Genomic DNA, 19,326 nt, shown 5'->3' with positions numbered 1-19,326 from the left:
ACCCTCAATTCGCAAGTCCGCCAGCTTGTGTCGACTCGTAGATCCATCCAGCGACTCTCACTTGGACTTAATCCGTTTCGCTCGGCCCTTGCGCCGGTCGCGCAATGCAATCCAGGCTCGCCGCATCGCAGCCACATGGTCGTTGTCGAATCCAAGCCGTTCGATTAATACCTCCTCATCGACGAGGTCTAATGCGTCATCCATTCGGCGCTCGCGTAGTAGCTCGTCAACCTTCTGGTGGAGCGTGGCGGGCACGAGCGCTGGGTCGGGGACCGGCAGGTGTCCGCACTCGCTGGGCTCCAACTCAAGGATTCCGCCGCCGTAACTTCGTCCCAGGACCTCCGAGAGCGCGAAGGTGGCTGAGTTGAATGCGCCAGCTGCTAGGCGCTCGATTTCCACGCCTTCTGCGACGCGGACGCGGTGTACGGTATCCGTGCTCGTTGCTCCCGCCAGGTTTGCGATCAGGCGCGGGTGTGTACTTATCTGCCGCAGCATGAATCCGTCAGGCACCCACGTAGATGGAACTTCCCACCAGGTCCGCCGAATGCGGCATTTGTACCCGTCCGGGACACCGTCGGATTCACCCTCCGCGAGGTACGCGGCCAGCATCTTGTTGCGACGCAAATCAATTCCGGGCGGGATGGCAAGGAGTCTATTGGGTGCATTTGCGGGATTTGGCGCTTCAAGGTCTTGGGTCGTGAAATTTAGGCCGGGTGCCTGCACACTCCGCGATAGCAGCGGCATTGTCATTTTCATGAGCCCACGCTGGCTAGCTTCGGCGGAAGACAAGCAGAAGAATGCGTTTCTGCCTGTCACGACTCCGACATCGACCTCCGCATACCGGCTCAGCGGGTGAAGACGACCGCTTTCCCGAACTCGGCGGATCAAGCGAATAGCGTTACTGCCCAGATAGTACTTTGTCCATTTCTCTGATTCATGGAGGCGGGCTCGGGCTGCAGCCTTCGTAGCCCCGTCAAAGCCGTTCAAGGCGTCGGAATTCGGCAGCTCAACGGTTCTGATCTCGGCAGGCCCGGTGCCACGGACGGCGAGCAGTAGCACAACCTCTTGCAAAATCCCCGGGAAGACAAGCTGTTTAAACGATACGAGGGTGATCGAGATGCATTCGTCGATCAGGTACGACCGCAGTGCCGCCGCATACCCAACTTGCAGGAGCTCGGCGGGCAATACGAGACCAATGCGGCCGCCGGGGCGCACCGCGAGGACAGACGCTACAACGAACGGGACCCACGCGTTGGTAAGGCGGGTTGGACGCATTCCCTGCGCGCGCATCAGCGCGAGTGCCGGTTCCCTTGCCGTCGCTTCCCACGAGCCGAAACGGATGTAAGGCGGGTTGCCTGCCACTGCATCGAAGGTGCCGTGGCGGCGCGGCTCAAACCAAGAGAAGAAATCCCCGACTACAACTGGCACACTCGTCTTGGCCCTCGCCTTCTTGGCTTCGTCCGAGACGAGCTCTACCGCCGTGATTTTTCGAGCATTGGACATCGTGACTAGGTGGCGAAGGATCGCGCCGTCCCCGCACGAAGGTTCGAGAACGTGACCGCCGTTCGCGCCGACCCAGCCCGCGATGAAGCGAGCAATCGGATCGGGGGTGTAGTAGCCGCCTCGCAGCTTGTCGCCCTCGGGAGCAGCTTTCGCCGCGAACTTCGCCATAGCGACCATCCTCACCCGTAGGTCCGACAACAGCGGTTATCGATGCGGTCGGCGCGCCGCACACTGAACACTTACACAGCACCTACGGTCGGAGTATGCCTTACCAGCGCCTATCGAAGGAGGAAGCGCGGGCCGCAATGGCTCAGTTTGTCGGCGACTACCAACGGCAATCAGCTGACCTCGAGGCGGTCAACTCTCGCTATACGGAAGCCGAGGCCCGGGGTGAGTTCATCGACCGGTTCCTCCGCATCTTTGGATGGGACGTTCATAACGACGCCGGGTTGCCACAAGTTCGGCGTGAGGTCGTCCTCGAACGGGGAAGCGAAAGCGACGTAGGCGGTCGACCGGACTACCGGCTTCGACGTCACGGACAGGACCGTCTGCCTGTCGAGGCGAAAAAGCCGTCCGTCACCCTCGCCACCGGTGTGGATGCCGCACGACAGACCCGTTCATACGGTTGGTCCCTCGGACTACCGGCTGCTGTCCTCACCAATGTCGCCGAAACGGTTATATATGACACCACGATCGAGCCCCATGTTGGGGACAGCCCTGACGTCGCGGTAATACCGGGCGGCAGAATCAAGCTGTCGGAGTACGTCGACCGGTTCGATCACCTGTGGTTACACCTTTCGTTTGAGTCCGTGACCGGCGACGACTACTACGGCCTGTATTCCTACGCTGAACCTCCGCGGGGAACCTCTACTTTCGACCGGTCCTTCCTCGCTCAGTTCCGCAGCTGGAGACTTGTCCTCGCGTCGGATGTCGCGTCTTGCAACCCCGACCTGCTGGCCAGCGAGATAGGTCGCCGGACTCAGCGATTGCTTAATGCGCTTCTATTTCTCCGAGTATGTGAAGACCGCAACATCGGGCAATACGAAGCGCTTCTCACCTCGGCTCAGTCGGACACATTGCTCGACGTGTTTCGGTCGGCAGACCGGACCTTCAATGCAGGGCTATTCGACGTTTTGACCACCACCAAATACACCAATGCAGCGCTCACGTCGGTCATCCGCGAGATGTATTGGCCGAGAAGCAAATTCGCATTTGGCGTGTTGCGACCTGACATCCTCGCAGCAGTCTACGAACAATACCTAGCCGAGCGGGTCGAGCTGGATGAGCTACGAAGAGTGTCCCTTGCGCAGAAGCCGGAGTTGACCCACGCGGGAGGTATCGTCCCAACGCCCGCTTGGGTTGTACAGCATCTAGTAGCCGGAGGCTTAAGCGATCTGCTCGTACCGCAGCAGCCGGTCCCGGCAGGCCTTCGTATACTCGATCTCACTCTAGGGTCCGGGTCGTTTTTGATTGAGACGTTTGAGCGCCTCGTCGATGCAGAAGTCGCAGTAGGAAATAACGTCGCCCTCGCTGAGCGCGCGGCACTTGTCAAAGACCACCTTTTCGGCGTCGACATCGACGGCGCAGCAGTCGAGGTTACTAAGCTCAGCCTCTTACTGGCGGTCCTTGGCGATGAGGTGATCGACTTAGGCCGTGGCCGAGATCTGCTCCCTGATCTGTCGAAAAATTTGCTCGTTGGTAACGCGCTGATCGAATCCGACTTTGACGACCTGGTTCCGAGCGCCGCTGTCATCCCAGAGCGCCGAGCCGCAGTCGCGCCACTCGACCTGACGTCCGAGTTCAGCCACGTGTTGCACAACGGCGGGTTCAACCTGATCGTCGGCAATCCTCCGTATGTCCGGATTCAGACGCTGTCGGAGTTCATGCCGGACCAACTGACGTACTTCCAGGACGCGCGAAGCGGTTACGAGAGCGCACTATCGCACAACTTCGACGTCTACCAGCTCGTCGTCGAGCGAGCATTCAAATTCCTTGCTGCCGATGGGTACCTCGCCTACATCCTGCCCAACCGGTTCACCAACCTTGTGCCGGCCGGAACGATGCGTGGGTTGCTCGGACCGCGATTGCTCCGGCTGGTCCACTTCGGCGAGGAGCAAGTCTTCGAAGGGCGAACCACCTATACCGCCTTGATCTTCGTCGGACCGCCGTCCAGCGATCCGGCACAGCTAGAGCTCGTCCACGATCTCAAGGCCTGGCGGGATTCAGGCGGCGTTGATCTAGCGCAGATCGACAGAGCCTCGTTGGGCACCGAAGTATGGCCGATCATGAACGAGGCGCGCGCCAACGTCTTCCGAAAAATGGAAGACTCTGCGATTGCTCGGCTCTGCGATGACGACTGGGTGGACGTATTTGTTGGGGTTCAAACGTCTTGCGACAAGGTCTTCTTCATAAAGCCACTACCGGGATCGACTGACGAGACTGTAAAGTTTCGAGACCCCGGTACCGGACAGCTCTATGAGATCGAGCGGGGTATTATACGAAACGCTGTGCAAGACAGACGGTTTCAGGCATACGGCCGCAACCCTGAGCCCGACGCTCAGGTTATTTTCCCGTACGAAGTCACGCCGCCCCCACCGGGTCGGAAACGCGGTACCGCAACGCTGCACTCGGCCCAGAGGATGGCGGCCGATTTTCCGAAGGCGCTGGACTACCTCACCCGCAAGCACGCCGCTCTCGCTGCACGCGACGTTACGCCGGACCCGGGAGATCGATTCTGGGCATACGGTCGCTCGCAATCATTGACCAAACTTGACGAACCTAAGCTCATTTTGCGAGTCCTGTCATTAACGCCTCAGTACGTCCTAGATGACGAAGGCCTCGTTGCCCCGGGCGGAGGGGACGGCGGGCCGTACTACTTTTTGCGCCCGACGCAGAACTGTCCGTACTCAATTCGTGTGATCCAGGCTGTTCTGTCGCATCCTGCCGTCGATGCGTATATTGCATCGCGCGGCCGGGCGTATCGCGGTTCGTATCTCGTTCATCGAAAAGAGTTCTTAAAGAACGTGCCCATCCCAAGGCTTTCCGATGCGGCCCAGCGGCAAATCGAAAATGACGTCACCGAGATGCAAAACATCCAAGTTCGCCTGCGCACTGAAGACGACACAGCGATAAGTACAACGCTAAGGGGCAGACATGAGGTACTCCGACACAAGGTCAACAACGTCGTCTCTTTGGGCTACGGGTTAACCGCGGAAGACATGCTTGCCGTTGCGGACGATTAGGGTGCGGTGATCGACCGGCTCATAGACGCGCTCGACTGGCCAGCGGAAACGCTATGAGGCGACAATACATTCGGCGTCTGGCTCCTGGTCATGAGAAAGTTCTCAGTGACACATCGTCCAGTGGGAATCCGACCCCGGGATTGTGCCGGCGTCAAGAGGCTCCCCGGCCTTGACCGCCACGACTCCGCCGGACAGTGTGCACTTATCCAGTCATCAGCCCGACTAGTGCTCCGGTCATGCGATGTAGGCGGCACGGGCTGCCTTTGCCTTTTCCCAATCTTCTTGCAACTCTCCGACGGTGGGCTTGGTGCTCATGTATTCCGCGGCATGCGCATGGCCGGTCATACGTTCGCAGGCCCGGTCAAACAGTGGCTCGATGACTGCGACCGCGGCGTCGAGGCGGCTGGTGTCGATCTTCGACAGGCGCGTCATCATGATGTTCTTGCGATAACGCTGAGTAACGTTCTGAAGCAGCTCCTGCTCCACGAATGCCTCACACCAGGCACGGATGAGATCGTACGTCTCCTTGATCAGTGCGTCCTGGACGACGGGCTCGGCACTCGGAATTTCCTGCAACTTCGTGTTGATCCTCTTGGCTAAATCGGCCGGCGTGTCGAGACGTGGCTCCACGTCGGGCGCCAGGATCCCCTTGGTCTCCCCACCGTCACGAACCTCGTAGATTTTCGACCGGAGTTTCTTGTTCTGCCGCACCGAGATAAGGGCTGACGCGAACATGATGTTGTGGGTCAGAACGATGACTTGATGAGTCTCGGCAAGGTTCTGAATTCTTGCCGCGACCTCGTCGAGACGACGGTAGTCCAAACTGGTTACAGGGTCATCGAATACGAGCGGCGCCTTAGTGCCACGCATCCGGCTTTCGGCGAGGAAGTCCGCCAGGGCAAGAACCTTCTGTTCCCCTTCGGACAGTACCGATGACGGCTTGTACTTCGCGACGACTTTCTTCCGTTGGGCCTGTCCGCTCCGTCCCTGAAAACGCAGCGCTACTTGCGGTGCTCGCAGCCGTTCACATTCCTCCACGAAGAGGGTCTCGAAGTTCCTATTTACGAGGTCTTCACTCGCTAGCTTCGACTGTGCCGTGAGCTGTTTGGCGGCACCGTTTGAAATGACACGCGAGAGCTTATTGAGTTGTTCCGCCCGCCTGGCACGACGGACGTAGTCGCGCGCGACGGCTAGATTGCGCTTGAGTTCCAGACGCGCCGTGAGCTCGGCGAGCTCCTTCTGCTTCTCCGCGAGTGCGGTCACAGCGTTCGCCTGATTATTGACTAACTGCTTGGCAGTAGCAGAAGCCGACGCCAGTAGCGGCGCCAGCGCAGCAGCTGAAGCACTCGCCTTGATCGCGGTTCCGCTCTCCGACAAAGCTTTTGCTTGGTTGGTTTCGTGTGCGGTGGTTCGAGCCAAGTCCAAGGCTTCAACTGCCGCGGCAGCCCAAGCTGGAGGGCGTTCTCCATCGCGTTGCTCGGTCGCAAACTCAGTGGCGCGAGCCACTTCCGTCGCATCGAGGACCAAGGCAGCATTTTCGACAGCGGTCTTGGCTTTCGTGACCTGCTGGATGAGCGTCTGATCTAGGAAGGTGCGATAACGGCTTAGGAGATTCAAAGCAGCTGGACTTAGCTCCTGCATGCAATACAGGCATGCGTCACCATCGCGCGGGTAGTGTTCGCGGCCGAGATGCTGGCGATAGTTGTCACCTGCTATGACGAACTCCTGCCAGTTTTCATCAGGCTGCCCGGGTAGCTCGTCGGGGCTGAAGAGTTGCTCGCGCGATTCTGCCCGCCGCCTCTCTGCGTTTTCCAACCCAGCCCTGGCAGCCTCGTATACGTCCTCGTTGAAACTCGTCACCGAGGTTAGGACCGAATGAAGGCGGTTCAGGTGGCGTTCCGTCTCTTGCGCGTTCGCAACGAGAGCGTCCAACGTGTTGGATCGCAGCGCTGCGACTTCACTTTCAAGGCGTTCGCGGTCTGCCTCTAAGTTTTCCGGGAGGGTCGCCATGGCGTCGAGTTCGCCGAGATCGGTTGTTGACCCGAGCGTTTCGATGAGCGGATATACCCGCGTCCCACGAGTGAACTTCGACAGCAGCGGGTTGCTCCCGGGCGACAAACTCGTAGCTTCCGTGGCAATGCGCTGTTGAACGCCTTGTATACCGGCAGCTACATGCGCGAACAGCGCAAGCTCGGCTGGCGTGTAAACGTATCCGAGGTCGTTGTCTACGTGAAGCGCAACCGCACCCGCGTCGAAGACGCTAATGCGAGTAAAAGGCGCAAGTCCAACCTCATTGCACCAGTGCACGGAGAGGTTGCTTCCCGACAAGCGATAGGCGATGTGCGCTGAGGGAGGCGGAGGCGAATCTTGCTGTACGACATGCGCATTGGGCAGGATGTCTTCTGCAGTGCGGACCGCGGAAATGCGCTTGAGGATGCGTGCGTAGCCGGTTTTGCCCGACCCGTTCTGTCCGAAGAGGATCGTCAAGTCGGGGTCGAACTCCAGGTGTTGGCCGGTGGCCAGAGCATTAACACCCTCGACTCCGGCCAGGCTGACAAGTTCCAATATCTCTTCTTCTGAGGACTCAGCGGCCGAGAGCTCCAGGGTCGGGATTTCCGGTTCGGCTTCGCCCAGGCCCTTCTCGCCTAAGAATGTCCTGTAGACCTCGTCCAGAAGCTCTTCACTGGGTGCCTGACGCGACAGGATCGTCTCAGCTGTGAGCTGACGTATCCATGCATCCTGGCCGTTCGCCCAATCGACCAGGAGATATCGTGGCGTCGCATCCGCAAGATTGACCGAGATCTCATGGGCAGTCACTGGGGCCTCCCACGTGGTAGCGACATCCGGTGTAGAAAACGGGGTGGCATCACTGGTTGACGCTTCTGCGTCTCAACCGTATGGGCACGGCCATGCGTCCGACGGTTCTCAAGCCTTGAGATTGTGCGCACTAGCGAGCATGTCGGCCGCCCAGCCATAGCCATGCTGGCGAAGATAAGGCACAAAGATATGAATCGGCGGGATGTTGCTGCGGTAATGCGTCTTACCGCCAGTCGACAAACCGCCCCCGGGGCCAGAGCTCAGCCCTCCGCCAGGTCCGGTGGAGAGGCCGCCGCCCGGGCCGGTCGACATGCCTCCGCCTGGTCCGGTGGAGAGACCGCCGCCCGGGCGGGTCGACATGCCTCCGCCAGGTCCAGTGGAGAGGCCACCGCCGGGACCCGTGGAAAGTCCGCCACCGGGGCCTGCAGAGCGGTCACGCGGCCATCCTCTATTAGTCATGTAAACCATTCTCACCCAACCCCCCGACATGCCCGTCGTATTGTCGCTGGAGATTGGCTCCGTTGGGCAGAAGTGGTTAGCGGAAGGCGTAACGCATCTGTATATTCGGCACGGCCAGGGCGTAGGCATATCTCCGCTGCCGCTTTCTTAGCCCGAAGGAATGAATCGCCATCGGAGTGGAAGCGCTGAGGCGATCTCTAGGGCTCGAGCAGGTCGACTTAGTGTCGTGAGTCGCCGCCGCCGAGCAGATCGATGTTGAGCCGTCCGCGCGCGGCCAATTTGGAGGGCACCGACCCCCTCCACCAATGCGGCTGTGTCACGCGGTCAAGGCCGACCCCCCATGCATCAATATGTTCCGTTGCCGGGTAAAAGCGTCGAAGTGCGGTTCTCATGTGGTTGTTTACATCCGCAAGTGTGTGGATGACGGGCTCGATTGCGCTCACAACTGTCCTCAGGACAGCCGCCCCACTTGTCGGGCCGCCACTGATTAAGCCGACTTAGCTCGGCGCCGCCGGTCGACCGCATCGTTTTGCGGGTGCCAGACGACGGCAGCAGCCAAATGGCCGCTTGCGAACGTAGCTCGCTAAAATTTGCAAGTCCGCGCCTGTCTTGAGCACCGTCGCTAGTCCCTTGGCCGTCCTACATCCGCTTCGATAACGCTGCCGCAAGCTGTGACGCGAAAGCTGGCCCGTCATTCACAAGCACGTAGCCGCTCGCGAGTCCACCTTGGTTGCAGAGGCGTCGTCGTCGGTGGACTGTGCGGTGGGACGTTTTGCCGCTGTGTTTGTCCGTAGAACTTGTACCTGCGCCAAACAAGCAGCCGCGACTGGCGATTTCAGCAAAGCAGTGGATGAAGCTACCTCACGCTCGACCGGCCGTCGTTCCAAATACAAGTAGGTGAGTACTCTATTGGCGCTTTGCCCATCGCCTTAGCGTCCAAGGTCTACGAACCGACGAAGGCGCACAATTCGGCGCCACGCATGGGGAGGGCGAAATGCCACGCGTACACACTGTTCTTGCCGGCGAGACACTTTCGGGGATTGCGCGCGATTTCTACGGCGACGCGTCGATGTTCCCGTTGATCGCGCAGGCCAACCAGCTTGCTGATCCGAACCAGATCTTCGTCGGCCAGGTGCTGCAGATTCCCGAGCCACCCGCGCCGCCGACACCTGATCCAGCCGGCCCAACGACCTACACCGTGGTCGCCGGTGACACCCTGTGGGACATTGCGGTGCGGTTCTACGGTGACGGCACCATGTTCCCGCTGATCGCCCAGGCCAACGCGATCGAGAATCCCAATGCGATCAACCCCGGTGAGATCCTGACGATTCCGCCGCGGCCCGGCCCCGGAGCGACGCCGCTGCCAGGTCCAACCACGAGTCCTGGTGCGCCGCCGCAGACAATCCTGCCCTACGCGAGCGAGCCCTTCGGCGTGTATCAGCCGTTGATCGGGTGGCGCAGTCAGCTGCACCAGGAACGGGTCGCCGAGGGCATGGCCGTGCGACTCACCCGCGCGGCCAACCTCATTCGCGATGTGACCGAAACGACGCAGGCTCAGCCCGTTCCGCAGCTGGGGGCACCGCAGGTGGTGGACCGCACCGACTCGCAGGTCGGACGTCAGCTCGCGGCGATGGTACGAAGCAACGGGCTGGGCGACGGGTGGGCGTCAATTCTGGCCGAGGGCAACGATTCCGCCCTGACCAAGATCACCCGCGATGTGCTGGGTGGTCTGAACGCACCGCCGCCGGCGGCACCGGACGCGCAGCCAGCTGGGCCGGTGGTGCGCCTTGCGGCCGAAGGCGCTTTTGCGCCAGCCTCAGCGGCGTTGATCAGCCGAGAGGCGGCGACTGCGAGTCTGCTTCAGTACCTGGGCAAGACGTCGCCCGACGCGGTCAAGCAGCTGTTCACGCCGGCCTTCGCGCAGTGGCAGCGGGTAGTGGCCGCGGTGCAATTTCTGGCCGAGCAGCATCCGTCGAAGTTGAGTTTCCTGTCGCCGATCGGGCTGCTGCACCGGTTCCGCGAGTACTTTTTCGAGCTCGGCACGTTTCTCGGCCCGCCCGTCGGACATGTCTGGATCAGCCCCGGCGGGATGGTGGAGCTCTACGAGGCGAACACCCGGCGCACCCTGGTCGAGCGGACCGTCGAGCAGTCCACCGAGGAGACCACAAAGAGCGAGACCGAGGCCAAGGACCAAGATGAGTTGTCCGACGCGGTCAAGACCGATAACGACAACGATATGAAGCTTGGTGTGTCGACCTCGGCCAGCGGCGGGGTGGGCCCGATCTTTCAGGCCAGCGGCAGCTCGACGTTCAACCTCGACGTCTCGCGCAAACAAGCCCAGGAGGACACACACAAGCACATGCGCGAGCAGAGCTCAAAGCTTTCCAGCGAGGTGCGCCAGAACTACAAGACCACTTTCCGCACGGTGACCGAGACGACCGACACCTCCAGCCGGCGCTACGTTCTGCAGAACAACACCGATCGGCTCGTCAGCTATGAGCTGAGCCGCAAGATGCGCAAAGTCGCTGTGCAGGTGCAGGATCTGGGCCAGCAACTGTGCTGGCAGCTCTACGTCGACCGGCCGGGTGACCCGCTGGGGCTCGGCGAGTTCGTGCACGAGGCCGCCGCGGCGCTCGACCCTGGCCTCAAGCAACCCGAAGTGAAGCCGCGGCCTGCCAATCAGGAAAAGACCTATCAGTTGTCGATCCCGTTCATCCTGTATCAGGGTGGCGACGACGACGCCGAAGACACCTACTCGTTGTCCGGCGACAACGCCGATCACGGCATCTTCAGTCCCGACGTCGGCAAGGACGACATCATCCAGTTCAGTTTCGACTTCAAGTTGCCGCCGCCACCGGCGGGCACCGTGCTCGACAGCATCGGCAGCATCGACTTCAAGGGCGCGCAGGTGAAGTATCAGCTCGACGACCCGGGGTTGATGCCCAACCCCAACGTGGGTGCGAACACATTCTCGATGAGGTTGACCCACGCCAACTTCGGCGGCCAAAAGCAGATCCCGTTCGAAGCCACCATCGTCTATGCGCCGACGCCGGAGGCGATCAAGGCGGTGGACGACGAAAACGCCGCGGCGAAAAAGGATTACGACGATCAGGTTGCCGCCGCCAAGGAGGCGCTCTTCTACGCGACACTGCGCAAGCGGCTCAAGCTCAGCGGGCAGGTCAAAACGCGCAATCCCGACGACCTGCGCGAAGAGGAGCGCACGATCATCTACCGCAAGGTGATCTCGCGGCTCTACGGCAACGAGAACGGCTGGACCGACGACGATTACCATGTCGCCTCCGAACTGATCCGGTACTTCTTCGACGTCGACGCCATGCTGTACTTCGTGGCGCCGGACTGGTGGCGTCCGCGGCCGCAGCCGCTGGTACCGATGACGGCCACCGGTGAATTGCAGGCAACGACAATCGTTGATACCCCGCCGGCTACGGGTGGTCCCGGGACTAAGAACGGCAGGCCCTACTACCTGGTCACCGAGGAGACCACACCGGCGCCGCTGGGCACGTCGCTGGGATGGCTGATCCAGCTCGACGGCGACGCGAACCGCAATGCATTCTTGAACTCGCCGTGGGTCAAAGCGGTGCTACCGATCCGGCCGGGGCGCGAACGCGAGGCCATCACCTGGCTGCAGCGCCCGGAGGTCGCAGCCACCGATGGTCTGTCGGAGCCCTATCCGTTTGATCCACAGCAGGATCCGCCGGAATACCAGGGCAAGACGATCGAGGACGTGTTGTTGATCGTCGCCGACAAGATCGCTGCCGAAAACGAGCTGTCGCTGCAGCCGATTCCCATCGGCGGCAATGGTGTCAACCAGCAGGTCGCGCTGCCCACCGAGGTGGTGTTCGCCAAGGGATTCGATCCGCTGGCCGGTGGCATCGACTTCGGTGCCAAGCCGTTCAAGGTGTTCAGCCAGTGGACCGAGATTCTGCCCACCGACCAGGTGGTCGCCACCGAGTACACCCTCAAGGGTCTGTGAGCCGGCCACGACGGGTCGGGTGAGGATGGGGGCGCACCGGTGAAAGATGTCAGCACGACGGTGCAGGCCATCCAACCGCTGCCGCTGCTGGTACCCGACAAGACGACCGGGGCCCTCATCGCCGATCCCGAGATGCTGCTTCCCGGTGACGAGTTGCGAAACTTCGACTTCCATATCCTCGACAGCAGCGTCAAAGCTCTTGAGGGGTGGACGTATTCGGCCAAGAAGTACTCCACCGCAGGGGTGACGTCGAAGAACAAACAGAAGGCTGCCGGTCGGGTGTTCGTGCTCGATCGTGAGCGGGGGACCACGCGGCTGCTCTTTGTCTGGATCCCCAACCTGCTGGTGTCGCGCATGGCAGCCGGCAAGCTTCCGTCACCGCTGAACTTCCACGTACTGTTTCATCCGCCGACATACGAAGCCGAGTACAAGGAGACGCCGTACTGGGATGGCAAGCGTCCTTCCGACTCCACAGCACACTACGTCAAGCTCGGTATCCGTTACCTCGCACAGGATTTCAAAGCGGTCGCGCATCATGTCATGGCGGTCTCGCAGCGCGAACCGAACCTCGCCTACGTCGTTCCGGTCGCAGAGCATCAAGGAAACTTCGACGACATTCTTACCCCGGTCGCGCTCAAGACCGTCCTAGGTGAGCTCTACGATTTCGTCGCCCGTCAGCTCAATTCCGACAAGGCGCCGCAATTCGACACCATCGGCAAGGTGATGGTCTCGGGATATAGCCGCAGCGGGGACCGGCTTGCCGCGTTGATGGCGAATCAAAGCGGACCGTCGAAGACCTTCTTCGAGAACAACCTGGCACAGGTCAACGCATTCGACATCAACCTCGGTAACGACGATACCGAACGTCTGCCGAAGTTCATCGCGCTGTGGGAGTCGATCCGCAACTGGGTTCGGCTCAATCCCCGGGGCCGCTCCTGCATCTACACCGCCTATCGCAGTCACTACAACATCTGCAATATGACCCCGATAGCGCCGATGCGGGGCTGGGATGACCGCATTGAGTTCAATCTCGAGACTCCGCCGTGGGCGGATGCGTCGCTGAAGGCCAAGACCGGTCAGGTCCGGGGAATGGCCTCCGATCAGTACACGTCCGATCCGTCGTCGGGTCTGGTATGTCTTCCGGTGTCGTTCTTCCAGAACTACATTCCGAACAACGGGGTGATTGTCGGTAACGCCGAGCGCGGCTGGTCTGACGCAAACTACGGCATAAAGGGTGCCCACGGGCATGGGCTGTTCTTGCGCGGGATGCTTTCGCATGCCATCGCGCACGCCGACCCGCTGTTCTTCACCCAGCCGGCCAGCCGTTAAGGGGTCGGTGTGGCCTGCCGGTAGGCCCATGCCTGCACGCAGCGCGAAGTGCATGAAGGTTGCCTGTCCTGCTGCTCCAGCAAGTCCAACTCGCATGTGCCAGCCCGACGTGAACAGCTGAAACACATTGGCGTCACCTCAATGCCCGCCTGAAAAGCGGAAGGTCGCCGGTTCGATCCCGGCCCTGGCCACCATTACGTCATTCCCCCTCCAGGTAATCGGAGTCCCCAACGCCAGGCGAGCGCGGTTGCCCGCAATTAGGTTTATGAGGCGTTGTTGGCAAACCCCGCCGCTTGACCTAGGAGAAACCGTGGATCCAAGCATCAGCCGGCGTTCGATGCTGAGCTTGTCGGTGGCTGGCGCCTTGGCGGTGGCATTGCCCTCGTGCAGCGGCCATGAGCAAGCCGCGAACCAAATCCAAGATCAGAGCGAAGAACCGGCCGATCTTGCGTCCTATGGATACGATCCCGAAGCCGGAGAACCCGGAAAAACGGAAAAGCCGACGCACCGTGGCGAAGTGCCACCAGCCTCGCATGTCCCGGACGAGTGGTTACCCCCGGTTGGTCGTCAGACGATGCCGAATTGCTTCGTATGGGCTTCCGTATACGGCCTCGCGACGTTCTACGCCGCCCGCAAGAGCCGCATCCCACCAACCCGTCCCGACCGGCTGGCCGGACCCGACTACGCCTACATTCGGTACGAAATCGCAAACAAAACGCCTGAGAACAACTGTCACGGCGGCCAAATCACCAAGTGCCTGGATTGGCTCCAATCCAATGGCGGGACTCCGTCCCTGGCTGCCGCCCCGAACCGCAAGCCCGGATCCAAGGCGACGTGCGCAGTGGAGTGGTCGGAGTATGGCTCGCAGCCAATCCCGCCGGATCCCGGCTTTCGCGTCCCCGAGTACAAGTTGACGCACATCACCGGGGCGCAGGGATTGAACAATCTTCGTACTGTCATCGCGTCCGGCGTGCCGATGGCCTTCGGCACCTCGCTCTACACGGACTTTCCGCACTACCGCGGCCAACCGACGCCCTACGTCGGGAATGGGCAGGTGAGCCACGACCGTAACGGCAAGAAATCCGGCCATGTGATGCTCATCGTCGGCTACGACGATGCATACACGAAGTCCACCGGCGCGGTCCGGATCCAGAACAGCTGGGGAAGACGTTGGGGCCAAAAGGGATTCGTCTGGATGGCCTACGACACACTGGAAAAATTGGCTCAGGGAAAAGGCGTTTACGTACCCGAGTCGGCGTGAGGCCCTACTTCGGCGGGAAACCGCCGGTGGCCACGGGCCCCCAGCGGCGCGGCGTGACTCGGATCAAACACTTGCCTTGATCGGCCATGGCGCGGCGGTAGTCGTCCCAGTCCGGGTGTTCTCCGGCGATCACCCGGAAGTAGTCGACGAGCAGTTCCAGCGCGTCGGGTAATTCGATTACTTCGGCGTCCCCATCGACCTGCACGTAGGGGCCGTTGAAATCGTCAGAGAGCACGAGCACGCTCGCCGACGCGGTGCGGCGGATGTTCACGCTTTTGGCGCGCTGCGGATAGGTCGCGATCACGATGCGGCCCTGCTCGTCCACGCCACCGGTCACCGGGGAGCTGTGCAGCGACCCGTCCGAACGGAAGGTGGTCAGCAGCATCTTGTGTCTGGGCCGGATGAACTCGAGAAGTTGCCGAGCGCTGACCACGTCCGCGGTCGCCGTCTTGGGAGCCATGAAGTCCAGCGTAGCGAACTCGGATAGGATCACTTAGATGCGTTGTGGCGCAACTAGATCGGCGTGACGATTTCCGAGGTGTAGAAGTCAATCGGCGTCTGCGAGTGCGGCGAGGGGCGGTCAACGAAAACCCATACCCCGGTGGAATTCGCGGCGATCGGGCCTTCCAGCGTCGTCGTGGCCGCTCCGCTGCCGTCGGTGTCGAGGCCGCCCGCGCTGACTCCAATGTCTCCGGCTCCGCAGCCTGCCGAAGTCCGGGGCGACTGAATCAGCCTGACGTTGTAATGGGCTCCCGGCTCGGCGGCAATCAATTCCACCTGCGCCACGACCCTGTTGGCTGCCGCCCTGCTAATGACGGCCTGGCCGCTGCCCTTACCCATCGTCGGAACATTAACCGCCCAGGTGAAGTCGCACGCCCGGAATTTTGGGGTCAAGGGCACCAACGAGCCACCTGAACTGGCGTCCGCCGTCGCAACTCCCGTTGCGCCCCAGAATATCGCCGCCGCAAGAATATTGGCTCCAACGAACAACATCGCGGTGAATTTTCGCATTTACTTCCTGACGCATTATTCCTGCCAAAGATACAGCTGAGAACGTATCAATATTAGTGAACGACTACGCCTATAATTGTCAGACAGTTACGCAAATCACATGCAGCGGTGGGTGCAATCCAGCTCACACCGTCGATGAGCGCGAGTGTTCACTGGCAATTGTGTCGCCGCATTATTCCTCGGTGACAAGGCCTTTCACTTGCTGGTAGTAGATGACGTTGCCGCCGCCCTAATTGCCTTCGGGGATTTCGTGAATCAGGCGGGTTCGGGCGGCGCCGAGGTGCCTGGTGTTCCACATCGACGGTGGCGGCACCGAATTCAGATGGTCGGCGACCCAGAACGAGTCGGCCCCACACGCTAGTCCGGTCATGTAGTCGGCGTGCAGCAAAGGCTTTGGGCCGAAACGCGAATCGATCGTGTTCCATGACACCCACGCCGGCTTTGGTCATCGCCTTGCTCCCTCGGGCCGTCGGCCACAGACTAGCCGTTCGGCTATCTTGGGCGATAAGTAATCGGCCACGTGTTTGCGCTTTACCGGGTTAATCGGTCGCCGGCCGGGACAATGGCTGGATGCGATGTGTGCGCGTGGTGCTCTTGCTTGCGATAGTCGTCGGCCTGGTAGCGGTGTTCGAAACGGCGACCGCGCTGGCCGGCCCCGACGTGCCGCCCGTCAGCGACGCGGCGCGCGCGGCCGGTTTCGTCGACGTGCGGACCGTCGTTCCCGACGCGATCATCGACCTGCGCTACGCGACGACCAACAATTTCACCGGCACGCAGTTGTATCCCTCCGACGCCCGATGTCTGGTGCATCAATCCATGTCTGCCGGCCTCGCGACCGCCGCGACGGCACTACGCCCCCAAGGCCATCTGCTGGTGTTCTGGGATTGTTACCGGCCGCACGAGGTTCAGGTCCGGATGTTCAACGTGGTCCCCAACCCGGCCTGGGTGGCACGGCCGGGCCCCTTTGCACACAGCCACGAGTCGGGACGTTCGGTGGATGTCACGTTCACCAGCGTGCAACCCCAGTGCTCGCCGGAACGTCACGCCGGCGGGCTGTGTCTGGCCGACATGGGCACCGACTTCGACGATTTCAGTCCGCGCGCAACGGCATTCGCGACTCAGGGCGTCAGTGCCGACGCCCAGGCGAATCGGGCACGGTTGCGCGACGCGATGAAGTACGGCGGATTGTCCCCGTACTCGGGTGAGTGGTGGCACTTCGACGGCCCCGGGGCGGGTGTCGACCGCCCGATCCTCGACGTCCCCGTCGATTAGATGTCTCATTATATGAGACAAGAGTTTCATAATGTGACCACGCGTCGGTAGGCTTGCGGCGTGAACGACCGGGCTAGCTACACGCACGGGCATCACGAGTCGGTGCTACGCAGCCATCAGCGGCGCACCGCGGCGGACTCCGCGGGGTATCTGCTGGGGTACCTGAAGCCGGGGCTGAGGCTGCTCGACGTGGGCTGCGGCCCCGGCACGATCACCGCGGACCTCGCCGACATCGTGGCGCCCGGATCAGTCACAGCCGTCGATCAATTCGCTGATGTCCTTGACGTGGCGCGCAGCGAGGCCCGGCAGCGCAACCTGTCCAATGTCACGTTCGCGGCCGCCGACGTGGAGCGGCTCGACATCGCCGACGGCACGTTCGATGTCGTGCACGCGCACCAGGTGCTACAGCACGTCGCCGATCCGGTCCGGGCGCTACGCGAGATGCGACGGGTGTGCGCGCCGGGCGGCATAGTGGCGGCTCGAGATGCCGACTACGCGGGGTTCATCTGGTATCCCCGCCTTGCGGCACTGGACTTTTGGCGCGATGTCTACCAGCAGGCCGCGCGTGCCAACGGCGGTGAGCCGGACGCCGGCCGGCGGCTGCTGTCGTGGGCACTGGAAGCAGGCTTCGACGACGTCACGCCCACGGGCAGCCTCTGGTGTTATGCCACGACCGAGACCCGCGAGTGGTGGGGTGGAATGTGGGCCGACCGAATCCTGCACTCCGGCATCGCCAGCGACATTCTGCGGCTCGGTCTGGCCACTGCCGGGCAGCTCGAGGAGATCTCGGCTGCGTGGCGGGAGTGGGCCGCGGCGAAAGACGGTTGGCTGGCGATGCCGCATGGCGAGATTATCTGCCGCGCATGACTTTATGATTCGAACCTCGGTGCTGCGGGGAAGCCGCCGCGCAGCGATTCGAAGGCATCGGCGAGCTTGAGCACGGTGGCGTCGTCGAAGTGCTTGCCCACGAGCATCATTCCCACCGGCAGCCCGTCGACCAGGCCGGCCGGCACCGATATCGCGGGATGGCCGGTGATATCCATCGGCCCGGTGTTGGATGCCTTACCGAGGGCACGGTCAATCAGCGCGACGTCTCGCGGGCTACCCTCGGGCAGCACCTTTGCGACGCCGGGCACGGTCGGCATGACCAACACATCGTATTGGGCCAGCGCGGCGTCGTAGGCCGCGCGCACCTGCGGCACCAGCTCGCGCGCCTTCGCATACGTGGCGCCGCCCAGAGTGCGCAACCCGTAGTGGCCACACAGTGCCGTCACCTTCACGGTGCTGGAGAATTCGTCAGACTTCGCGGCACGCTGTGTTGCGAAGCGCGCCATAAGTTCTGGGTCATAGAATCCCGGCACGCCGAGCCCGTATCCGTTGCCGTCCAGCATCTGATAGGTGCCGCCGTCGGTGAGGATCACGGTGAGCAGGTGCAAGGCACTGCGGTGCCAGGGCACGTTGACCTCGTTTACGGTGCAACCGATTTCGGTGAACCGCTGTGCCGCAGACCGGACCAGGTCGTCTGAGTCCGGCAGCGAGTTGGGCCATCCGAACCCCTCGGCGAGAATGCCCACCCGTAGACCGGCCACATCACCGGTGAGCGCTTCGTGATAGTCGAGTGTGGGTATCGGCGGCCACTGGCGCGGGTCCTGGCCATCGACTCCGGCCAGCACGGTGAGCATCAGCGCCGCGTCGGCGACGGTCCGCGTCATCGGACCGAGGTGGTCGATCGTCCGCTCGATCGGGAAAGCACCGGTGTAGGGGACCAGCCCGTGCGTCGGCTTGTGTCCGACGATGCCGCACAGAGCGGCGGGGATCCGAATGGATCCGCCCTGATCGCCGCCGATGGCCAGATCGGCCTCACCGGCGGCCACCAATGCCGCACTGCCACTGGATGATCCGCCCGCCTCGCGATCTGTGTCCCAGGGATTGCGCACTGGGCCGGAGGCGGATGTGAAGCTGGAACCTGAGCAACACAGATCCTCGCAGACGCTCTTGCCCGCGACGGTGGCCCCGGCGCAGAGCAGACGCTCGACGACCGTCGCGTCGAGTCCGGGGACGAAACCCTCCACCGCTCGTGATCCGTTCATCATCGGGATGCCGGCGACCGCGATGTTGTCCTTGATCGCCACCTGCCGACCCGACAAGGGCCCGTTGGCGCCGGACGTGATCCGGGTGGTGACATACCAGGCGCCCAGTCGGTTTTCGGCCGGATCCGGGAACTGGTATTCGCGTTCCGGCACCTGCGGGCGGTCGAGCCGATCGTAGAGCTGATCGACCACGTCGTAGGACTTCAGCGTTTCCGTCACGGCCGCCAGGTAACCCCGCTGCTCGTCGGCGTCCAGGCAAAAGCCGAAATGCTTAGCAGCAGCGTCGAGGTCGGCCGGCGATGGCCTGGAAACCGTCATGTCGACCTCCGTCGGCGGTAGTCGCCGGTC

Annotated in this window: 12 protein-coding genes and 1 pseudogene; 6 read left to right on the top strand and 7 right to left on the bottom strand. The window is 61.9% G+C overall.

The genetic code is table 11. From position 1 onward, the window contains the following. Positions 1-57: 57 nt before the first annotated feature. Positions 58-1,671 carry an N-6 DNA methylase gene (locus MJO58_RS24080; protein WP_239721233.1) on the bottom strand — a complete coding sequence of 538 codons (1,614 nt, stop codon included), beginning with the start codon at positions 1,669-1,671 and terminating at the stop codon, positions 58-60. 95 nt (positions 1,672-1,766) lie between these two features. Between MJO58_RS24080 and MJO58_RS24075 the strand changes: the two genes are divergently transcribed. Further along, the gene (locus tag MJO58_RS24075) at positions 1,767-4,745 is read left to right on the top strand and encodes an Eco57I restriction-modification methylase domain-containing protein (protein ID WP_239721232.1); all 2,979 of its coding nucleotides are present in this window, start codon (positions 1,767-1,769) and stop codon (positions 4,743-4,745) included. Positions 4,746-4,979: 234 nt separating this feature from the next. On the opposite strand, the gene MJO58_RS24070 is transcribed toward MJO58_RS24075, so the two are convergent. Together MJO58_RS24070 and MJO58_RS28995 are read right to left on the bottom strand one after the other, a co-directional pair. After that, on the bottom strand, positions 4,980-7,562 hold the full coding sequence (locus tag MJO58_RS24070) for an AAA family ATPase (RefSeq protein ID WP_239721231.1): 2,583 nt from the start codon (positions 7,560-7,562) through the stop codon (positions 4,980-4,982). A 1,098-nt stretch (positions 7,563-8,660) separates the two neighbouring features. After that, positions 8,661-8,792: pseudogene (locus MJO58_RS28995) on the bottom strand (rolling circle replication-associated protein); the annotation flags it as partial. Between the two features lie 223 nt (positions 8,793-9,015). Here MJO58_RS28995 and MJO58_RS24065 point away from each other — a divergent pair. From MJO58_RS24065 to MJO58_RS24055, 3 genes are all read left to right on the top strand, one after another. Further along, the gene (locus MJO58_RS24065) at positions 9,016-12,015 is read left to right on the top strand and encodes a LysM peptidoglycan-binding domain-containing protein (RefSeq protein ID WP_239721230.1); all 3,000 of its coding nucleotides are present in this window, start codon (positions 9,016-9,018) and stop codon (positions 12,013-12,015) included. A 39-nt stretch (positions 12,016-12,054) separates the two neighbouring features. Beyond that, the gene (locus MJO58_RS24060) at positions 12,055-13,344 is read left to right on the top strand and encodes a hypothetical protein (RefSeq protein WP_239721229.1); all 1,290 of its coding nucleotides are present in this window, start codon (positions 12,055-12,057) and stop codon (positions 13,342-13,344) included. 370 nt (positions 13,345-13,714) lie between these two features. Beyond that, a complete protein-coding gene (locus MJO58_RS24055; RefSeq protein ID WP_239723432.1) occupies positions 13,715-14,605 on the top strand; it encodes a C1 family peptidase in 891 nt (296 codons plus the stop codon). Positions 14,606-14,609: 4 nt separating this feature from the next. On the opposite strand, the gene MJO58_RS24050 is transcribed toward MJO58_RS24055, so the two are convergent. From MJO58_RS24050 to MJO58_RS24040, 3 genes are all read right to left on the bottom strand, one after another. Then, positions 14,610-15,065, bottom strand: a complete 456-nt coding sequence (locus MJO58_RS24050; RefSeq protein WP_239721228.1) for a PPOX class F420-dependent oxidoreductase — start codon at positions 15,063-15,065, stop codon at positions 14,610-14,612. A 53-nt stretch (positions 15,066-15,118) separates the two neighbouring features. Then, positions 15,119-15,445 (bottom strand): hypothetical protein, encoded by a 327-nt coding sequence (locus tag MJO58_RS24045; protein WP_239721227.1) that lies wholly within the window; start codon positions 15,443-15,445, stop codon positions 15,119-15,121. Positions 15,446-15,845: 400 nt separating this feature from the next. Next, positions 15,846-15,986, bottom strand: a complete 141-nt coding sequence (locus tag MJO58_RS24040) for a hypothetical protein (protein ID WP_239721226.1) — start codon at positions 15,984-15,986, stop codon at positions 15,846-15,848. A 200-nt stretch (positions 15,987-16,186) separates the two neighbouring features. Here MJO58_RS24040 and MJO58_RS24035 point away from each other — a divergent pair, with 200 nt between their 5' ends. Together MJO58_RS24035 and MJO58_RS24030 are read left to right on the top strand one after the other, a co-directional pair. Beyond that, positions 16,187-16,888 carry a M15 family metallopeptidase gene (locus MJO58_RS24035; protein WP_239721225.1) on the top strand — a complete coding sequence of 234 codons (702 nt, stop codon included), beginning with the start codon at positions 16,187-16,189 and terminating at the stop codon, positions 16,886-16,888. A 60-nt stretch (positions 16,889-16,948) separates the two neighbouring features. Further along, positions 16,949-17,755 carry a class I SAM-dependent methyltransferase gene (locus MJO58_RS24030; RefSeq protein ID WP_090606738.1) on the top strand — a complete coding sequence of 269 codons (807 nt, stop codon included), beginning with the start codon at positions 16,949-16,951 and terminating at the stop codon, positions 17,753-17,755. A 2-nt stretch (positions 17,756-17,757) separates the two neighbouring features. Here the strand turns inward: MJO58_RS24030 and MJO58_RS24025 are convergent, their stop codons facing one another. After that, the gene (locus MJO58_RS24025; protein WP_239721224.1) at positions 17,758-19,296 is read right to left on the bottom strand and encodes an amidase; all 1,539 of its coding nucleotides are present in this window, start codon (positions 19,294-19,296) and stop codon (positions 17,758-17,760) included. Between the last annotated feature and the right edge of the window lie 30 nt (positions 19,297-19,326).

This window comes from Mycobacterium lentiflavum (genome assembly GCF_022374895.2).
GTDB classification, from domain to species: Bacteria; Actinomycetota; Actinomycetes; order Mycobacteriales; family Mycobacteriaceae; genus Mycobacterium; species Mycobacterium lentiflavum.
The sequence above is the reverse complement of the archived record's forward strand: the minus strand, read 5'-3'. Positions and strand labels throughout refer to the sequence as shown.

Bases quoted from the DNA above. Each gene is read 5' to 3' on its own strand.
- MJO58_RS24080 (WP_239721233.1), bottom strand. From the start codon at position 1,671: ATGGCGAAGTTCGCGGCGAAAGCTGCTCCCGAGGGCGACAAGCTGCGA.
- MJO58_RS24075 (WP_239721232.1), top strand. From the start codon at position 1,767: ATGCCTTACCAGCGCCTATCGAAGGAGGAAGCGCGGGCCGCAATGGCT.
- MJO58_RS24065 (WP_239721230.1), top strand. From the start codon at position 9,016: ATGCCACGCGTACACACTGTTCTTGCCGGCGAGACACTTTCGGGGATT.
- MJO58_RS24050 (WP_239721228.1), bottom strand. From the start codon at position 15,065: ATGGCTCCCAAGACGGCGACCGCGGACGTGGTCAGCGCTCGGCAACTT.
- MJO58_RS24045 (WP_239721227.1), bottom strand. From the start codon at position 15,445: ATGGGTAAGGGCAGCGGCCAGGCCGTCATTAGCAGGGCGGCAGCCAAC.
- MJO58_RS24040 (WP_239721226.1), bottom strand. From the start codon at position 15,986: ATGACCGGACTAGCGTGTGGGGCCGACTCGTTCTGGGTCGCCGACCAT.
- MJO58_RS24035 (WP_239721225.1), top strand. From the start codon at position 16,187: ATGCGATGTGTGCGCGTGGTGCTCTTGCTTGCGATAGTCGTCGGCCTG.
- MJO58_RS24025 (WP_239721224.1), bottom strand. From the start codon at position 19,296: ATGACGGTTTCCAGGCCATCGCCGGCCGACCTCGACGCTGCTGCTAAG.